Genomic DNA, 18,538 nt, shown 5'->3' with positions numbered 1-18,538 from the left:
ATGAAACATTTTAAAAGTTATTTGTTTACATTACTATGTGTGGGAATGGTTGTCACTAGCCAATCCCAGACAAAAGAATATGATCTTTGTATTTACGGTGGTACGTCTGCCGGTGTGGTGGCTGCCTATACGGCATCTAAGGCCGGCAAATCGGTTATCTTAGTTGATCCGGGTCAAATGCTTGGTGGTTTGAGCTCCGGTGGGCTAGGGCAGACCGATATCGGTAATAAATACGTGGTACGTGGCTTAGCGCTGGACTTCTACCGTAAAATTGGCAAACACTATGGCGGATTTGAACAATGGATATTTGAACCGAAAGTCGCCGAAGGATTATTCAAGCAGTACATGGAGAACTGCGAAGCGGAGATGCATCACGGACAGTTATTGTTGGACGTAGAGAAAAATGGAACAGACATTAAATTAGTTCGTTTTCAATCCGTAGATGGGCTTGAAAAACCTGTTATGGTAGTTAAAGCCAAAGTATATATGGACTGCACGTATGAAGGAGATCTGTTTGCTGCGGCGGGAGTATCCTATCATATAGGGAGAGAAGCCAACAACGTATATGGAGAAACAATAAATGGAGTACAGCTGATGAAAGGACACCAGTTTCCGGATGGTGTGGATCCGTACGTGGAGCGGGGTAATGCGGCTAGTGGGTTGCTATGGGGAATACGCGATGGTGAATTGCAGCCCGATGGTACAGGAGACAAAAAGGTGCAGGCTTACAATTTCCGCATCGCGCTAACTAACGTGCCGGAAAACCGAGTCCCCATTACCCAACCAGATAATTATGATCCTTCGCGTTACGAGTTACTCCGTAGACAAAAAGAAATCCAGCCCTGGAAGGCACTTACCGATGTGTTCATCTGGAGTTTGATGCCGAACGGAAAGACCGACATTAACAACCGAAACGGATTTTCTACGGATATGATCGGAGCGAACTGGGACTATCCGGAGGCAGATTACAAACGTCGGCAAGAGATCATAAAAGCACACGAAGATTATACCAAGGGGCTGCTTTATTTCGTAGGAAACGATCTGTCGGTTCCGGAATTCATTCGTAAACAGATGAAAGAGTGGGGCTATCCGAAGGACGAATACGTGGACAATGGCCATTGGAGCCCTCAGTTGTATATACGCGAGGCACGGCGTATGGTCGGCGAACTGGTGATGACTCAACATCACTGCCAGGGCAGGGAGATAGTAGATGATGAAGTGGGATGGGCAGCTTACACGATGGATTCACACAACTGCGATCGCCTGGTTGTAAACGGGATGGTTAAAAATGAAGGGAATGTGGAGGTTGGCGGATTCCCGCCGTTTCCGATCGCCTACCGTTCGATCGTTCCGAAACGGGAAGAGGTGACTAATCTACTGGTGCCGGTATGTCTTTCTGCAAGTCACATTGCTTTCGGCTCCATCCGTATGGAGCCAGTCTTTATGGTACTGGGGCAATCGGCTGCCGTGGCTGCATGCTTGGCTATTGATGGACGTATTCCTGTACAGCAGGTTGATGTGAATAGTATCAAGGCCGAGCTAGCGGCAAACCCGAAGGCCGACGGACGTCAGCCGGACATGATAATCAGCAGTACAGACAAAAATGCGGTACACTTTACTGGAACTTGGAAGGAAAGTAATAGAAAGGGCTACGGACCTACCTATGTGGAAGCTAACAGCGACGTCGGCGTGAGTACGGCTAGATTTGTAGCGAGCGATTTGAAACCGGGCAGTTATCACGTATATACCTATTTTCCAAAAACCAGTGAAAGTGCCTCCCAGTTTCCATATATGTTAGCAAGTGGCGAGCAGGTATCAGAAAAAATATTAAATTTGTCTGAAATCGAAATTAAAGGGCAAACGTCAAGCACTTGGGTGTCATTGGGCGAACTTCACGTAAAAGCAGAGGGAAATGAGACGTTTGTTGAGCTGAGTACTAAAGGTGCAGACGGAAGTGTAGCTGCCAATGCTGTGTTATTTGTGCCTGTAGACGACCAAACAACTAAATAAATTTGATAATGAAGTACATTTCTTTTCTATTGCTTATTACCTTGTACCTCCATGTCGGTTGTAGTAATTTCGATTCGAATACCGAGGAAGTAGATATCGTAATCTATGGTGGCACATCGGCAGCAGTTATATCGGCTGTGCAAGCAATTAAATCGGGCAAATCGGTGATCGTCGTTTCTCCAGACAAACATCTAGGAGGACTATCATCTGGTGGATTAGGGTTCACCGACACAGGCGACAAATCAGTGATCGGGGGGCTGGCGCGTGATTTCTATCACCGTCTATACTTGCATTATCAGGACAGTGCTTCTTGGCGTTGGCAGAATTGGAATGAATACGGCAACAAGGGACAGGGCACGGCTGCAATCGACGGCGATGCCCGTACGATGTGGATCTTCGAGCCACATGCAGCCGAAAAGGTTTTTGAAGATTACGTAGAAGAATATGATATTGACGTACGTCGTGACGAATGGCTTGACCGGGATTTGGGTGTCGCGATGAAGGATGGAAGGATTGTGTCGATCACCACGCTAAGTGGGAAGACCTATATCGGTAAGATGTTTATAGACGCTACCTACGAGGGAGATCTGATGGCTGCGGCTGGGGTAAGCTACCATGTAGGACGTGAGGCAAACAGTGTATACGGAGAGCAATGGAACGGTGTGCAGACGGGGGTGTTGCACCACAAACACTGGTTCGCTTCAGACATCAGTCCATATGTGGTTCCGGAAGACAGTACTAGCGGGTTACTATATGGGGTATCGGAAGAGCACCCGGGAGAATATGGGCAGGGTGACCACCGGTTACAGGCATACTGCTTCCGAATGTGCTTGAGCAATCATCCTGAAAATCGAGTTGAATTTTCGAAACCAGATGGCTACAAACCAGATAATTACGAGCTATTAGCTCGTGTGTTTGCCGCGGGTTGGCGTGAAACATTTTATAAGTTCGATCCAATCCCAAATAGAAAAACAGATACAAACAATCATGGTCCGTTCAGTACCGACTTCATCGGGATGAACTACGATTACCCCATAGCTTCGTATGAGCGGCGGAAGGAAATCATTAAGGAACATGAGGATTACCAGAAAGGGCTGATGTACTTTCTGGCTAACGATGAACGGGTACCGAAAGATGTAAGGGAGGAGATGTCGCAATGGGGGTTAGCGAAAGATGAGTTCACGGATAACGGGAACTGGCCACGCCAGCTGTATATCCGCGAAGCAAGGCGTATGATTGGGCAACATGTGATGACGGAGCATGATGTGTGTAGCGATCAAGAGATTATTGACCCGGTAGGCATGGGCTCCTATACACTTGACTCACATAACGTCCAGCGTTACATCAAACCAGATGGATATGTGCAGAATGAGGGAGACATTGGAGTGAAACCGAAGAAAGGTCCTTACCGGATATCGTACGGTTCCCTAGTTCCAAAACAGGGAGAATGCACGAACCTGCTGGTTCCGGTTTGTGTTTCGAGCTCTCACATTGCTTTCGGTAGTATCCGAATGGAACCCGTGTTCATGATCTTAGGGCAGAGCGCGGCATTGGCTGCCGTATTGGCTATTGATAAGGGCACTACTGTGCAGGGTGTAGAGTATAGCGTATTGAGAGAACAATTGGAATTGGAATTGCAAATCTTGGATAACAAAAAATAAATATATTTGGATATACATGGAATATTTAAATGGTGTTAATGCCCTTACCTTAGTGTTTGTAGCACTATTATTATTTGCAATCGCTTACCGCTTTTATGGTATTTTTATGGCGAATAAAGTGCTGCGGTTGAATGAAAAGAATGTCACGCCGGCAGTGGAGTTTGCTGATGGTAAAGATTATGTGGCCACCAACAAGAATGTCCTATTCGGACATCACTTTGCCGCGATCGCAGCAGCGGGTCCGCTCGTGGGACCAGTTTTGGCCGCTCAATTTGGCTATCTTCCCGGAACATTGTGGATTTTGATCGGCTGTGTGCTTGCCGGAGGGATACACGATATGGTCGTGCTTTTTGCCTCTGTAAGACATAAAGGGGAAAGCCTGGCGACAATAGCGGGTAAGGAAATTGGTAAAGGTACGGGCTTAATCACCGGGTTTGCCGTGTTGTTTATTCTCATTTTAACATTAGCGGGCTTGTCTTTGGCGTGCATAAGCGCGATGCACGAAGCTTCTTGGTCTCTATTTACCGTTATTGCAACTATGCCCATTGCAGTTCTCATGGGATTGATTATGCGCTATCGGAAGAATAGTGTCACATTGGCAAGTATTATCGGTGGAATATTGTTAATTGCGAGTATTATTGGCGGCCACGAATTGATGCAGATTGCGGCCATCAGCAGCCTGTTTCATTGGCGGGTAGAGACGATATCCATTGCCATCACCGTATATGGATTTTTAGCGTCGGTGTTGCCCGTATGGTTGCTCTTGGTTCCGCGTGATTATTTATCAACCTATTTGAAAATCGGTACGATTCTGATGTTGGCCATCGGGATTATTTTTGTGCAACCGACGATAGAGATGCCGGCCCTTACATCCTTTATCCATGGTGGAGGTCCGGTCATCGGCGGTCCCGTGTTACCGTTTATCTTTATTGTGATCGCTTGTGGAGCGATTTCTGGTTTTCATGCCGTCATTGCGACAGGTACGACACCGAAGATGTTGAACAATGAAAAGGAAATTCTTTTCGTAGGTTATGGTGCGATGCTAGTAGAGGGATTTGTAGCATTAATGGCGTTGATTGCTGCTTGTACGTTGGTTCCGGGAGACTATTTTGCGATCAATACGCCCAAAGAAATGTATGAATCCTTTATTGCCGCCCATCCACATTTGCAACCTGTAGATTTAGCACATTTCAGCGAGAAAATAGGGGTTGACTTGCAGGGTAGAACAGGAGGAGCGGTTTCGCTGGCCGTAGGTATGGCGCATATTTTTAACAAAATACCGTTTATGGATGACGTGATGGCATATTGGTACAATTTTGCCATCATGTTTGAAGCGGTCTTTATTTTAACCGCAATAGATGCGGGTACGCGAGTAGGACGATTCTTTTTGCAGGAAATGCTGGGGACAGTAATGCCTAAATTTAATGACAAGAACTGGATGCCCGGCATTATTATCTGCAGCTTTATTTTTACATTTTCATGGGGATATTTGGTCTATACCGGCAACGTAAGCAGTATATGGCCATTATTCGGGATCAGTAACCAGCTACTGGCAGCTTGTGGACTTATCGTCTGTACAACTATGTTGATCCGTATTAACCGAGGCAAGTATGCGTTGTGTGCAGCAATACCGGGCGTATTTATGGCGATTATTACGTTCTGGGCAGGTTATGAACAGGTTCGTTTTATTTATTTACCGCAAGGACAATACCTATTGGCGTCATTGGCTTTGTTAGCAATGGTGTTAATGTTGATTGTTTTTATCAATACGTTTAAACGATGGCATCGCTTGACAAAAATGAGAGCCGATAAAGTGGATCGTTATGGTGATACCGTTAAGGAGTTAGTGGAAAGGTAAGATAAATATTCTCTGTCTATATATAATAAAAAACTAATATTTTTAGTATTTTTGTGTATGGATTTAAAGGAAGAAGAATATTTTAAGGGAAGAGGGGCGCAACTAAATCCCAACAATAAGTTTTTCGGGCATAGCTACGTGCAGGAATATATAGAAGGATTGGATGAGCCCTTTTTAACATCTGATTCCACGAAGATTATAGCGACATATCCGAAAGCAATTTTATCTAAGGTAGATAGTCCGGATATTGGGTTTTACCAATCGCTAAATCCTTATCAAGGTTGTGAGCATGGCTGTATTTATTGCTATGCCCGCAATTCTCATGAGTACTGGGGTTACAGTGCCGGGCTGGATTTTGAACGGAAGATCTTGGTGAAATATAATGCTGTGGAATTACTGGAGAAAGCATTTGCCAAGAAGAGTTATGTTCCAGAGCCTATCTTTATGTCGGGAAATACAGATTGTTATCAGCCGATCGAACGTAAATTGAGGATTACCCGTCAACTCTTAAACACTTTTCTAACCTATAAACATCCGGTTATGATGATCAGCAAGAACGTGCTTATGCTTCGCGATTTGGATTTGTTGGCAGCTCTTGCCGAATTAGGATTGGTCAGTGTATCGGTCACGATTAACAGCTTGCGGGAAGAAGTGAGAAGGAAGATGGAACCGCGAACGGCAACTGCGGGGGCACGGCTAAAGCTAATTGAAAAATTGGCAGAGAAGAATATCCCTGTTTCGTTAATGATTGCCCCGATTGTCCCTGGAATAAACAGCGATGAGATGCCGGCATTAATAAAACGGGCCGCTGATGTAGGAGCAAGATGGGCTAGTTATACCATTGTGCGTCTAAACGGAGCGATAGCAAATATTTTTAAAGACTGGGTGTATAAGAATTATCCAGATGGGGCAGAAAAGATTATTCACGGTATAGAGGCGTGTCACGGAGGTAAGCTCAACGATAGTCAATGGGGAAGGAGAATACGTGGGGATGGTGAAACGGCAGAGGGTATACGTCAGCTGTTCAAGGTCGCGGTCAAAAAATATATGGGGCAGCGAGAATATCCGATTTTGCGTACTGATTTATTTGAAAGACCGAATCGTGATGCGCAATTGCGGTTGTTTTGATATAAAAGATGTAGAGACGCGGTATCCGCATCTCTACATAAATATTATTGTTGGATTGGTTCTGGCGCTTCTTCTTCAAATAAAGGCAATTCCTTTATAATATTATACCAAGTTATAATCTTTTTGATATCAGAAGAATAGACTCTTGATTCGTCGTGTCCCGGCGCTACTTCACGGAAGAATTCCCGCAATGCTTTTCCATCCTTTATATCGGGTGTATCACCACCTTTTTCTTTGATGGCTTCAAATACATCAATCAGCCGTATTTCCTCCTCCTCGCCATAAATGGTGATATCTTCCAAGGTAGCCATTTTAGTAGTTGATAGGTTAACGGTGGATTTTATTTTTTTATCATCCAACGTTTCCAATATAAATCCACTTTTACTTTGGCCAATCAATTTAAAAAGACCCGGTTTTCCGGTAACTGATACTAAAGCTCTTAAATTCATGTCTATTTAGGTTTTACTCTTCAATAATTTCCACTCCCAGGATGCGGTCTCCTTGACGGATATCGTCTACAACATCTACGTTCTCAATAACTTTTCCGAAGCAGGTATGGTTTCTATCTAAATGCGCTGTATTATTACGGCTGTGGCAGATGAAAAATTGCGAACCGCCGGTATTTCTTCCCGCATGTGCCATCGATAATACCCCTCTGTCATGATATTGATTATCTCCTGTTAATTCACAATCGATCTTGTAACCGGGACCGCCTGTGCCCGGCATGCCTGTCGCTCCTTCGCGAGTATTGGGACAACCTCCCTGAATAACGAAATCGGGGATGACGCGATGAAATGCTAACCCGTCGTAATAACCAGATTTTGCCAATTTAATAAAGTTGGCTACCGTATTTGGAGCGTCTTCCGTGTAAAATTGCACAGTCATATCGCCTTTTTCTGTCTTGATAATCGCTTTACTCATTGTTTTGATATTTATATGGAATTGCAAAGATAAAGTTTCTCTATGAAATGCAGGACTTGAATCGGTTAAGAATTGTTAATGCGTTTTGTGCCAGTAAGTTTGTTTTTGCTAAAAAAAATAGTAACTTTAGTGTGCCGTTATATACTTGTTGACATGGAAAAACTAATCATCCGGGAATGGTCAGAAGCAGATCGCCCACGTGAAAAACTATTAGAGCAAGGTAGAAGGGCCTTGACAGATGCAGAGTTGATGGCCATCCTGATCGGTTCCGGCTCTAGAAAAGAAACCGCCGTCGAACTATGTCGTCGCATACTATCTGATGCCCAAAATAATTTAAATAATATCTCCAGACTGGAAGTCCCCGACCTATGCCGTTATCGAGGAATTGGAGAGGCAAAGGCAATCAGTATCATTGCCGCGTTGGAGCTAGGACGCCGTCGAAAAGAGATGGAACCGGAGACTGTTTCCGTCTTGAACAGCAGCAAGAAAGTTTACGATTATTTTGGTCCTTATATACAAGACCTGCCCCATGAAGAGTTTTGGGTAATCTATCTAAATACAGGCTGTAAATTGTTAGATAAGAAAATAATAGGCCGCGGCGGTAATGATGCAACGCCAGTCGATATACGGGTTATCCTGCGATTTGCGTTGCAAGTACAGGCAAACTCCATTATCTTGGTTCACAACCATCCATCAGGTACATTACGAGCTAGCAATGCCGATAAAATAATCACCAAGAAAATTGTTGCTGCTGCAGAACTGATGGATATCCGGGTGAACGACCACGTTATTTTTACAGATAACGCTTATTTCAGTTTCCGTGATGAAGGGCTGCTATAAAGTATGCCGTGTTAAAAAAGTCCGAACATTTCGGCTTCGATTTTTTGGATGATATGCCCTAAATCTTCGGGTTTACTGGCAAAGTCGAGATTGTCTTTGTCTAACACCAACAGCTTTCCATCGTTATAATTGCCTATCCACTTTTCGTATTTTTCATTGAGTTTGGAGAGGTAATCTAAACGGATAGCTGACTCATAATCACGCCCTCTTTTTTGAATGTTGCTGACCAGTGTTGGTACGGAAGCCCGTAGATAAATCAACAAATCGGGTGCTTTGATATAGTGAACGATACTCTGAAAAATATTACTGTAGTTCTCAAAGTCGCGTGCGCTCATAAGTCCCATATCATATAGATTTTCGGCAAAAATATAAGCATCTTCGTAAATTGTCCGGTCTTGAACCATATTGATACCGCGATTCTGCAAATCAACAATATGTCTAAAACGGCTATTTAGAAAGAATATTTGCAGGTTAAACGCCCATCGTTTCATATCGCTATAAAAGTCCTCCAAATAAGGATTATCTTCCACCGCTTCAAACTGCGCTTCAAAATTAAGATGACGTGCGATCAGTTCTGTTAAAGTCGTTTTTCCTGCTCCGATATTTCCTACAATTGCTATATGCATATTTTAATACAATTTTTTAATTCCAATGATCTCGCGTACTTCCTTTATTGTTTTAGCAGCACTTTCGTGTGCTTTCTCAGCACCCATCCGAATCACTTTTTTAACGTATTCGTCGTCATTGGAAATTTCTTGAATGCGTGAACGCACAGGTTCAGTAGCCAGCACCATATCTTCGGCAAGCTGTTTTTTAAAATCACCGTAACGTATTTCACACTTGTTGTACAAGTCTTCAAAATGTTGTAAAGTATCCGATGTAGAGACTACTTTCATCAAATCAAACAGATTCTGTATAGGCTCTGGCTTTATTTGGTTCATTTCTGTAGGGCCGGCATCAGATACCGCACGCATCACTTTTTTGCGGATCGCTTCGGGTGAATCACTTAAATATACACAACTTGCCTCACCATTGGATTTACCCATTTTTCCGTTACCGTCTAGCCCCGGGATTTTAACTAGCTTATCACTATAAGAAAAAGCAAAAGCCTCCTTGAAATATTCGACGTTGTACAACCTATTAAAACGGTTACCGAATGTACGTGTCATTTCCAAATGCTGTTCTTGGTCTTTCCCTACGGGAACTTTCGTGCCGTGATGGATCAGGATATCACAAGCCATCAGCACCGGATATGTTAAAAGACCGGCATTTACATTGTCGGGATTAGCCCGAACTTTATCTTTGAATGCGGTGGCTCTTTCCAATTCACCCAAATAGGCGTTCATGTTCATGTATAAGTAGAGCTCCGCTACTTCCGGAACGTCCGATTGTACATATATCGTGGACTGTTCAGGATCAATGCCCGCTGCTAAATATTCCACTACAACTTCTCTTACTGTACGATTTAAGTGCTCAGGAGTAGGATGTGTAGTTAGGGAATGCAAGTCTGCTATGAAGAAGAAGCAGTTGTATTCGTGCTGCATTTTGACGAAATTGTTCAACGCTCCATAGTAGTTGCCCAAATGTAACTTACCGGTACTTCTGATACCGCTAACAACAGTTTCTTTCATGTCGCGAATTTACGGATTAATTGGTAATTAACGGCAAGCTCGCTATATTAGTTTCATAAATGGACGTTATGCGGTTAAAACAAATTTCGATAGGATCTTTTATAGTGGTATCTCTCTTAAATTTCGCCATTGCCCAAACGAAAACTTGGACATTCGACGATGAATTATGTACATATAAGGGATATTACAATAGCAAAAAATATACAGAACAGCAACTCATCGATACATATAACCTTTTTCGTACCAGTCATTACGTTCATGATAAAGGGACATTTGAAGAGTTAACCATCCGATATGATAGTGTGATAACATCCGTAGAGAACTTACAGATTGTCCAAACACATTATTTCCAACGTTTGAAAAAGGACGTATTACGTTATTTGCGGGAGACGTATGCCTTAAAGAAAGTACAAAAGAAAGCGAAGGAAGAACCCGAATCGTTGATCGCGGCAGTGGAAAAGGACACACAAGCGAGGGAATATGCAGAAGCACTTCATAAAGGAGGTGATGATTTGCTGGAAGCCTACAAACATGTAATAAAAGAGCAGATGAAAAATAATAGTACGCCGGAATATCTATGGCATAACTATGAAGCTACAATGAAACATGCTGATAGGTTAGATCGTGCTTTCGACTATGTATTAGTATATGGTTGGTGGAATAGTGCGAACGATTCGGTACACCATATTAACTATGATGGTACACAAATGCAGCAGTTTCATAAACTATTTGTTAAAGTAGATACTTTAGATTGTGATGAGCCTTGATGTGTATTTTTTAACCTATAATTTCTTCGCTTCATTCCAATACACATCCATTTCGTCTAAGGTCATTTCTTTGAGGTTCTGTCCGTTTTCAGCAGCTCGTTTTTCCAAATGGCTGAATCGTTGTATGAATTTTTTATTCGTACGTTCTAACGCATTTTCTGGATTGATGCCGAGGTGTCGTGCGTAATTAATTAAAGAAAATAGCAGATCACCAAATTCTGCTTCAGCTTTCTCCTGGTCAACAGCCGCGTCGTCTGTAAGGTTGAATTCATTTTTAAATTCTGTCAATTCTTCCTCCACCTTTTTCCAAACTTCGGTTTTGTCATCCCAATCAAAACCGACGCCTCGTACTTTATCTTGAATACGATAAGCCTTTACAAGAGCAGGCAACCCTTTCGGTACGCCGGATAAAACAGACTTATTTCCCTCTTTTAGTTTGATAGACTCCCAATTGTTTTTTACATCTTGCTCGTTCTCTACCTGTGTATCCGCATAAATATGCGGATGCCGGACGACTAGCTTATCACAGATGGCGTTCAATACGTCTACCGTATTAAACTGCTGTTGCTCATCGGCAATCTTAGCATAGAAAAGAAGATGTAGCATTACATCGCCCAGCTCTTTTTTTATCTCGTCATAGTCTTTTTCTAGAATCGCATCCGTCAGCTCATACAGCTCTTCCATGGTAAGATGCCTTAATGATTCCATCGTTTGTTTTCGATCCCATGGGCAGGCAATACGGAGTGTATCCAGGATGGTAATTAATCTTTCGAACGCTTTTCCGGGCGTGTATTGAGGTTCGGGTATAGGATATGCCATGATTGTTTTACGACCTAGTTTAACAAAGATGTCCAAAGCTAGCCAAAAAATACGAAAACAGAACTACCCTTTGGTGTGTTATCTTATTAAATAAGACAAACTTTAGATATTATGGAAACAAAGCACAATTATGAAACTACGGACGTAGCATTAGCTAGATTGAAAGAGATGGGATATACCATAGATTTTAACGTGGAATTTGACGAAATATTAGAGGATGCAGACAATTATCAGATTGATTATCTTTATCGTTATGAAGGAGCGTCTAATCCGGACGATGAATCGACCGTCTATGGTATTTCAAATAGCAATAACGGTAAAAAAGGTGTGTTTGTTGCCGGGAATTTATCTTTGATAGAAGGCAAAAAACGGGATATTATATTAGCACTGGAAATCAAATATAAAACAGGTAGTAAGGCATAGGTAGTTTCGTTTTTTTACATAAATTATCTTATTTTAGGGAATGCAGTTGATTCCCTATTTAAAAACCACATTTGGTTTGACAGATGACCTGTTAGAACACCTTGAGCAAGTGGCTGTCACGAAGCGTTATTTGAAAAAAGATATCATTCTAGATGCAGCGCACTATTCGCGAAAGGTGTTCTTTATTGAGCAAGGGTTGGTTCGAATGTTTTACTATAAATCGGGTAAAGCTATTACCCATTATTTTTTTTCAGAGCAAACTTTTGCAGCAGGTACAGAAAGTGTATTCTATCACAAAAAATCAATGTACGGTATTGAAGCGCTGGAGCCATCGATCATTACATTAATCCCGTTTGATGCAATAGCGGAACTTGCATCTCATTCTATAGCCATGAATAAACTTATACAAACGATATTGCTACAAGCATTGATTGGGTTTTCTGCTCGATTACAAAGCTTACAATTTGAAACAGCACAGGAGCGTTATCAAAAATTAACGGAGCAGCACCCGGATATACTCCTTCGTGCTCCATTGGGAGATATCGCTTCTTATTTAGGAATTTCTCAGCAGACACTCAGTGTGATTCGATCACAACGCTAATCACTTTTTAAGATATCTTAAAAAAAGCAAGGCATATAAATCAGATATTTGTTTCGCGATAAATAAAACAAGTTATGGTAAAAAAATGGGGATGGATCTTTATTATGTTTAGCATTGCTTTTCAACAAACGGGGCGGGCACAATCCATTATAGATCCAAAAGTAAAAGAAATTATACAGCAATCGTTTCAGGCCAATCACGATCTGAAACTCAAAAACTACGAAGTAGATAAAGCGAACCTGGAAGCGGAGGGTGTGAAAGCAAATAAACTGCCTCATGTATCAGCGACAGGCTTGTATGGTTTTATGTATAACAATGGGAGTCTTGATATTCCTACACTCAATCTACCGGTATTGAATCTAGGACTATTTGACGGTGCGACAGATTTTAACCTTAGATCACAAGCTGCATATGCGGGTGTATCTGTAAGGCAAGTTATTTTTTCGGGATTGCAGATACCCAATGGCGAACGTGCCCTCCAGGAAAAGGCACGGGCACAAGGTTATCTGGCCGAAGCGGGAAAAGAGGGAATGGCAAAGGAGATTGCGTCTACGTTCGATCAGCTGATGTTGTTGAACGAGGTGGATAAATTGATCGTAGATTCCGAGCGGAGACTGAAAAAAGAGCAGGAGAAAGTGAACAAGGCGATCGAAAATGGATTGGCTATACCATATGATCGGGATAAACTTAAACTTGCTCTGTTGGAATTGGAAGAAAAAAAGGTGGAGTTAGCTGGAAATCGTGCGTTACTGGTCAAAAAAATACAACAAGAAACAGGTTTGTCGACATCAGCAGTAGAAGAGGTATTGTATAATCTTTCGCCCATCTATTTATCGGATGTACCAACGGGAGTGGAAGAGCGTTCCGAATTAAAAGCGTTGGATGCGTCATCTAAAGCTTATGAATATCTGTATAAAAAAGAGAAAGGAGCGTCACTGCCGACGGTTTTTGCTTTCGGCTCAGCGAGCTATTTGAATCTTCATAACACGAATTTAACCATTAAAGACAGACCCATAGTAGGTGATATCGATCTTTCCACCAACTATCTAAAAGGTAGGCCTAACTTTATGGTTGGCGTGGGGGTGAGATGGGATATCTTTAACGGTGGGGAGCACCGAAATAAGGTAAAGCAAGTACAATTAGATCAAGCCATTAATGAAACGAAGCTTCTTGACGCAACGGAAAAATTAAATCTGTTGCTGGATAAAAATAAAGTCAGTTATACCACTAGCAATCAAAAATTGAAAGTCGGTGACCAGCAGGTAAAAGTTGCCCAAAATAATTTGCAGATGGCTTCGAAGCAGTATGAAGCTGGTTTGATTGACGTAACGGAACTGTTGGCAACCGAAAATGAGTGGTATAAAGTCAATCTTAATTTTTACAGCCATGTTTTGCAGCAACGGGCAGTGGCATTGGAATTATTACATACATCAGGAAAACTATTACAAACCATATACGAATAGAAATGAAACAGTTGTACCTTATACCCTTGGCTTTCTTATTTTTTGCTTGCAAAAATGAAGTTCGGGAGAAGCCTTTGGAAGGAAAAGTAGAACGTGAACAGATAACGGTTGTGACGAAAGTTCCCGGAAAGGTGGCGGAAATACGTGTTCAAGAAGGAGAGTTTGTACATGCAGGAGATACGTTGGTGATATTGGATATCCCCGAAGTAGATGCAAAAGCAGAGCAGGCACAAGGCGCTCTACAATCTGCCGAAGCACAATATAATATGGCGACAAAAGGTGCTACACGCGGGCAATTGGTACAATTGCAGGCTAAGGTAGACGGATTAAAAGAGCAATATGAATTCGCCGAGAAATCTATCAATCGCTTGAAAAACTTATTGCGTGACAGTTTAGTGTCGCAGCAACAATATGATGAAACGTACGCCAAATACCAAGGAGCGAAAAATCAATACCTTGCGGCGCAAGCGGAAATGGAAGAGGCGCGGAATGGTGCTCGTTACGAGCAGCAGGTTATGGCATTAGGTCAGAAAGAGCGTGCTTTAGGGGCGGTAGCGGAGGTTAAGGTAGCCGCACGGGAAAAATACCTTATCGCTCCGCAGGATATGAGTGTGGAAACTGTTAATTTAAACGTAGGGGAACTCGCCACTGCTGGATATGCTGTTATCAATGGCTATATTAACAATGCGACTTATTTCCGGTTTACCGTTCCTGAAAATAGAGTAGGTAAATTAAATAGAGGAAGTGAAGTTATCCTGCGCGTGCCTTATTTGGATAATAAAGAAATCAAAGGTAGGGTAGTAGCGATGAAAGCATTGAGCTCGTATGCGAATATTTCTACAGCTTATCCGGACTATGATAACCAATTGACGGTATTTGAGGTTAAAGTAGTGCCTCAAGATCATGCAGAGGTAAGTGATTTGTTAACAAAGACGCTGGTTGTTCTTCAAGCACCATAGAAAGGATTAGAACGTGAAAAAAATTATCGAACTCATTCAACGCGAGTTTAAGCTCTTTTTCAACAACAGTGTGCTGATGATGCTCTTTATCGGCGCACCGATTCTCTATGGTGTATTGATAGGGCATGTGTATCAACAAGGGAAAGTAACGGAAATGCCGATCATTGTTGTCGACGAGGACAATAGTCCGTTGAGCGCTACTTTTGTTGACATGATGAACGACAACGAAAGCATCAAGGTGGTGCGTATGCTGCCATCGCTGTTTGATTCAAAGGAGATTGCTATTGAACATGATGCAACGGTTATCGTACATATCCCGAAGGGCTTTGCCGCAGGTGTCCAGCAAAAGCGGGTTCCGGAAGTGACCATTTTTGTGGATGGTTCCAATACTCTGACTTCCAATACAGCCGCCATGGCGGTGAATGTTTGTGCCATGACACTGAAAGCCGGCGTACAAATAGAAACGCAGATGAAACAAGGCGTTCCTGCCAAGATTGCAGCTGAACAATACGAACCTTTCAAAACGACGATGGTCAGGCAGAATATCCGAAGTGGTAACTACCTGTATTTTATGCTTCCGGGTGTATTGATTATTGTATTGCAACAGGTACTATTGTTGGGATTGGCGTTATCTTTTTCCTCGGAATTTGAAAACGGCACCTTTGTCGAATTAGCGCAGAGAATGCGGAATCCCGTAGGACTTATCTTTGTCAAGATTATTCCTTATCTCCTCATGTCCATTGGTATATTGGTCTTGTATTGGGGATTTGGAAAATGGTATGAGATGCCGCTGCATGCCGACTTTTGGTGGTTTGTGTTGTGTACATTCGTGTTTATGTTGGCCGTATGTTTTATCGGTGTTCTGGTCAGTATCGTTTTGCCGTCGCAATTGAAAGCCACGGAAATATTGATGGTTATCGCAACACCAGCATTCATTTTAAGTGGTTTCACTTGGCCGTCTAGTTTGATGCCAACCTGGGTACAGCTTATTGCGGATATCATTCCGTCCACCCACTACTTACGCATTTTTAGGGTTATGTTTATTCAGCACGGAGAAAATTACCATACCTATAGCGGTTTAATCGCCATGGCCATTATTGCTGCGGTATGCTTTATTGTTGCCACTGTAGTGCTGGCCATGAAGATACGGAAAGTGACTCGTCGCTAAATCCCCATTTCCTTTAAAATGAATTGCGCATTGTCGATTTTATCGGCTATCCATAATACATAACGGATATCTACACCGATGGAGCGGCTATAATCTTCGCTCCAGGCAAAATCGTTTATCGTCGCATCATAGGCACGGTCAAAGTTAACACCGATGAGCTCACCATGCGCATTCATAATCGGCGAACCAGAGTTTCCACCGGTTGTATCCATATTGTAGAGGATATTGACTGGAACATCGTTGAGATCTTTTTTTACATATGCACCGAAGTTTTTTTCCAACCATGCTGCTTTAATACTTTCGGGGTATTCAAATTCGGGTAACCCCGAATTTCCTTTTTCTATAAGCCCTTTTATTGTTGTAAACGGACTCATATACGTGGCATCGGCAGGACTGTATCCTTTGATATTGCCGAAAGTAAGGCGTAGCGTGGAGTTCGCATCTGGAATAAAGTTTTTTGACTGGTATTTTTCCTTCACGGCTACATAATCTCCCATAAGTCTATTTAAAACGCCTTCACGTCGTTTTTGCTCAGCATTGAATACCTCGCGCTCAGCATCCAGCTCTTTTAGAATTGTTAGTAAATCATCGTTATAATTCTTTAACGACTGGATATCTTTTAATACCGTGTTGTAGAGCGTCTCTTTGCTGTTAAGTTTGGACTTGTCTAAAGCTGCTACTATATAATCTCCCGCTTCCTCTTTATTGGTGAAGTTTTTCTTGACGAAGTAATCTAGTTGGTTGGGGCCATCTAATTGATAGGCGTCCTCAAACATACGGCGTCCAATATTTTTGTCGACCGTAAGATGGTAGCTACCGTAGATGTTGTCTAAATATTCCCGTAATTGATTAATGTTAAGTGCGAATACCTCTTCTTGTGTGTTAAGTCCATTTTGCTTGAGGATAGCTTCTTTAAAATCGTTTATCGTATAAGCTATCCGAAGCAAAGATATACTGTTATAAATGTTATTGAACCAAAGCTCTTTTGGAGCGACCTCAAAAACAGCTTGGTAATGCTTATCGATGTCGGCCATCAATGTGCCGTATTTAGCTTGGAGATCGGGTTTGCTGGTAATGAATTTTGTTAGTGCTTCATCTTCCTCTCGTTTGTCGCCTACCAAATCCAAATTCTGAAGCCCTTTCAGTTTACCACGATAGTTTTTCATGACGTTCGCGATTCGCTTGATACGTGTTGCCAGCGCCAGTTCCGTTTTCGGATCTTCTTTTCCCGCTGCAAACATTTGCTGGTTTTGAAAATCATAGAGTTCGGACGTGTAAGGCAGTAAATACCTTTGTTGGTATTCGATATATTGAGCCGGACGGTGCCTAAATGTTCTGCCTGGATACCCCAATATGAACACAAAATCATTTTCGTTGACGCCTTTTGGATTCACTTTGAGGTGTTTTTTAGGTTGGTAAGGCACGTTATCTTTGGCGTATTTTGCCGACGATCCGTCTGGTGCTACGTAAGCACGTAGAAAAGAGAAGTCTCCCGTATGCCGCGGCCACACCCAATTGTCTGTTTCACCTCCGAATTCACCGATATCTTGCCGAGGGACATAAACTAGACGTACATCTTCGATTGTCTTGTAACGGAAAAGTACGTAGCTTTTGCCGATGAACATTTCGGATACCTCCGCTTTAATGGTTGGATTGTCCGTCTCTGCTCTTTTTGCAATTTCAGACCGCTTTTTACTGATCATATTGATGCGTTCTGCTGGATCGCTAATAGAAGCTACCGCGCTTAAAATCTCTTCTGATACATCTTCGTAGGATTCCGTAATGCGGATGGTTAAGCCTTCAGCTTCAATCTCTTGTTCGTAGGATTGTGCAACAAAGCCATTTTTCAAATAGTTAAATTCGGGTGAACTCGCTAGCTGCACGGCACTAAATGCACAGTGATGGTTGGTAATGATAAGACCGTTAGGGGACACAAAAGAACCTGAACAACCACTTACCTGTACCAGTGCGTCTACCAATCCGATTTGCCCGGGGTTATAGATGTCTTTCTCCGCTATCTTTAGTCCCGCCTTTTTTAATCCTGCTCGGCTAAGCTCGCTGAGCGGAAACATCCCTTCATCGGGTATGGATGCGGAAAAGTTGAATACACTGGCTCCTAATAAAAAGGCACATAACAGGCTACCTTTTGCTTTTAGTTTGATCATAAACTTCCAAATTTTAGCTTCTCCCCAAAGTTAAGCATTAATTGGTGAATCGTAAATTTGTGAAGTTGTAACAAATTCACATCTTCTCAAATAAAATGTACCTTTGCATAGCTAAAATTGATAG

The 18,538-nt window shown here is 42.4% G+C and carries 17 protein-coding genes; 11 read left to right on the top strand and 6 right to left on the bottom strand.

All coding sequences use genetic code 11. The features are described from left to right. From G5B43_RS08265 to G5B43_RS08250, 4 genes are read left to right on the top strand one after another with little or no spacing between them, the layout of a single operon-like run. A complete protein-coding gene (locus G5B43_RS08265) occupies window positions 1-2,010 on the top strand; it encodes an FAD-dependent oxidoreductase (RefSeq protein ID WP_165294268.1) in 2,010 nt (669 codons plus the stop codon). 8 nt (window positions 2,011-2,018) lie between these two features. Next, on the top strand, window positions 2,019-3,671 hold the full coding sequence (locus G5B43_RS08260; RefSeq protein WP_165294267.1) for an FAD-dependent oxidoreductase: 1,653 nt from the start codon (window positions 2,019-2,021) through the stop codon (window positions 3,669-3,671). Between the two features lie 16 nt (window positions 3,672-3,687). After that, window positions 3,688-5,529 (top strand): carbon starvation protein A, encoded by a 1,842-nt coding sequence (locus tag G5B43_RS08255; protein WP_165294266.1) that lies wholly within the window; start codon window positions 3,688-3,690, stop codon window positions 5,527-5,529. Window positions 5,530-5,586: 57 nt separating this feature from the next. Next, the gene (locus G5B43_RS08250) at window positions 5,587-6,657 is read left to right on the top strand and encodes a PA0069 family radical SAM protein (RefSeq protein ID WP_165294265.1); all 1,071 of its coding nucleotides are present in this window, start codon (window positions 5,587-5,589) and stop codon (window positions 6,655-6,657) included. Between the two features lie 44 nt (window positions 6,658-6,701). Here the strand turns inward: G5B43_RS08250 and G5B43_RS08245 are convergent, their stop codons facing one another. Both G5B43_RS08245 and G5B43_RS08240 read right to left on the bottom strand, forming a co-directional pair. Then, window positions 6,702-7,106 (bottom strand): DUF5606 domain-containing protein, encoded by a 405-nt coding sequence (locus G5B43_RS08245; RefSeq protein ID WP_165294264.1) that lies wholly within the window; start codon window positions 7,104-7,106, stop codon window positions 6,702-6,704. Window positions 7,107-7,119: 13 nt separating this feature from the next. After that, window positions 7,120-7,578, bottom strand: a complete 459-nt coding sequence (locus G5B43_RS08240; protein ID WP_165294263.1) for a peptidylprolyl isomerase — start codon at window positions 7,576-7,578, stop codon at window positions 7,120-7,122. A 153-nt stretch (window positions 7,579-7,731) separates the two neighbouring features. Here G5B43_RS08240 and radC point away from each other — a divergent pair, with 153 nt between their 5' ends. Next, window positions 7,732-8,418, top strand: coding sequence for a RadC family protein (gene radC, locus G5B43_RS08235; protein WP_165294262.1), 687 nt, complete (start codon window positions 7,732-7,734; stop codon window positions 8,416-8,418). A gap of 11 nt (window positions 8,419-8,429) precedes the next feature. Here radC and G5B43_RS08230 read toward each other — a convergent pair whose 3' ends face one another. Further along, on the bottom strand, window positions 8,430-9,044 hold the full coding sequence (locus G5B43_RS08230) for a deoxynucleoside kinase (protein WP_165294261.1): 615 nt from the start codon (window positions 9,042-9,044) through the stop codon (window positions 8,430-8,432). A 3-nt stretch (window positions 9,045-9,047) separates the two neighbouring features. Then, complete coding sequence (gene trpS / locus G5B43_RS08225) at window positions 9,048-10,049, bottom strand: tryptophan--tRNA ligase (RefSeq protein ID WP_165294260.1); 1,002 nt, start codon at window positions 10,047-10,049, stop codon at window positions 9,048-9,050. 68 nt (window positions 10,050-10,117) lie between these two features. Here trpS and G5B43_RS08220 point away from each other — a divergent pair, with 68 nt between their 5' ends. After that, on the top strand, window positions 10,118-10,816 hold the full coding sequence (locus G5B43_RS08220; protein WP_165294259.1) for a hypothetical protein: 699 nt from the start codon (window positions 10,118-10,120) through the stop codon (window positions 10,814-10,816). A gap of 15 nt (window positions 10,817-10,831) precedes the next feature. Here G5B43_RS08220 and mazG read toward each other — a convergent pair whose 3' ends face one another. Next, complete coding sequence (mazG, locus tag G5B43_RS08215) at window positions 10,832-11,635, bottom strand: nucleoside triphosphate pyrophosphohydrolase (RefSeq protein ID WP_165294258.1); 804 nt, start codon at window positions 11,633-11,635, stop codon at window positions 10,832-10,834. A 111-nt stretch (window positions 11,636-11,746) separates the two neighbouring features. Between mazG and G5B43_RS08210 the strand changes: the two genes are divergently transcribed. The 5 genes from G5B43_RS08210 to G5B43_RS08190 all read left to right on the top strand — a co-directional run bounded on the left by G5B43_RS08210 (window position 11,747) and on the right by G5B43_RS08190 (window position 16,249). After that, the gene (locus G5B43_RS08210) at window positions 11,747-12,058 is read left to right on the top strand and encodes a hypothetical protein (RefSeq protein ID WP_165294257.1); all 312 of its coding nucleotides are present in this window, start codon (window positions 11,747-11,749) and stop codon (window positions 12,056-12,058) included. Between the two features lie 40 nt (window positions 12,059-12,098). Beyond that, window positions 12,099-12,659, top strand: coding sequence for a Crp/Fnr family transcriptional regulator (locus tag G5B43_RS08205; RefSeq protein ID WP_165294256.1), 561 nt, complete (start codon window positions 12,099-12,101; stop codon window positions 12,657-12,659). A 74-nt stretch (window positions 12,660-12,733) separates the two neighbouring features. Further along, on the top strand, window positions 12,734-14,122 hold the full coding sequence (locus tag G5B43_RS08200; protein WP_165294255.1) for a TolC family protein: 1,389 nt from the start codon (window positions 12,734-12,736) through the stop codon (window positions 14,120-14,122). Between the two features lie 2 nt (window positions 14,123-14,124). Beyond that, window positions 14,125-15,081: an HlyD family secretion protein gene (locus G5B43_RS08195; RefSeq protein WP_165294254.1), complete on the top strand. Its 957-nt coding sequence runs from the start codon at window positions 14,125-14,127 to the stop codon at window positions 15,079-15,081. Window positions 15,082-15,094: 13 nt separating this feature from the next. Then, on the top strand, window positions 15,095-16,249 hold the full coding sequence (locus G5B43_RS08190; RefSeq protein WP_165294253.1) for an ABC transporter permease: 1,155 nt from the start codon (window positions 15,095-15,097) through the stop codon (window positions 16,247-16,249). Here G5B43_RS08190 and G5B43_RS08185 read toward each other — a convergent pair. After that, the gene (locus G5B43_RS08185) at window positions 16,246-18,414 is read right to left on the bottom strand and encodes a S46 family peptidase (RefSeq protein WP_165294252.1); all 2,169 of its coding nucleotides are present in this window, start codon (window positions 18,412-18,414) and stop codon (window positions 16,246-16,248) included. The two genes, G5B43_RS08190 and G5B43_RS08185, sit on opposite strands and share 4 nt — an antisense overlap. Window positions 18,415-18,538: the final 124 nt, after the last annotated feature.

It is taken from the genome of Sphingobacterium sp. SGR-19, assembly GCF_011043555.1.
In the GTDB taxonomy this organism is placed as follows: domain Bacteria; phylum Bacteroidota; class Bacteroidia; order Sphingobacteriales; family Sphingobacteriaceae; genus Sphingobacterium.
The sequence above is the reverse complement of the archived record's forward strand: the minus strand, read 5'-3'. Positions and strand labels throughout refer to the sequence as shown.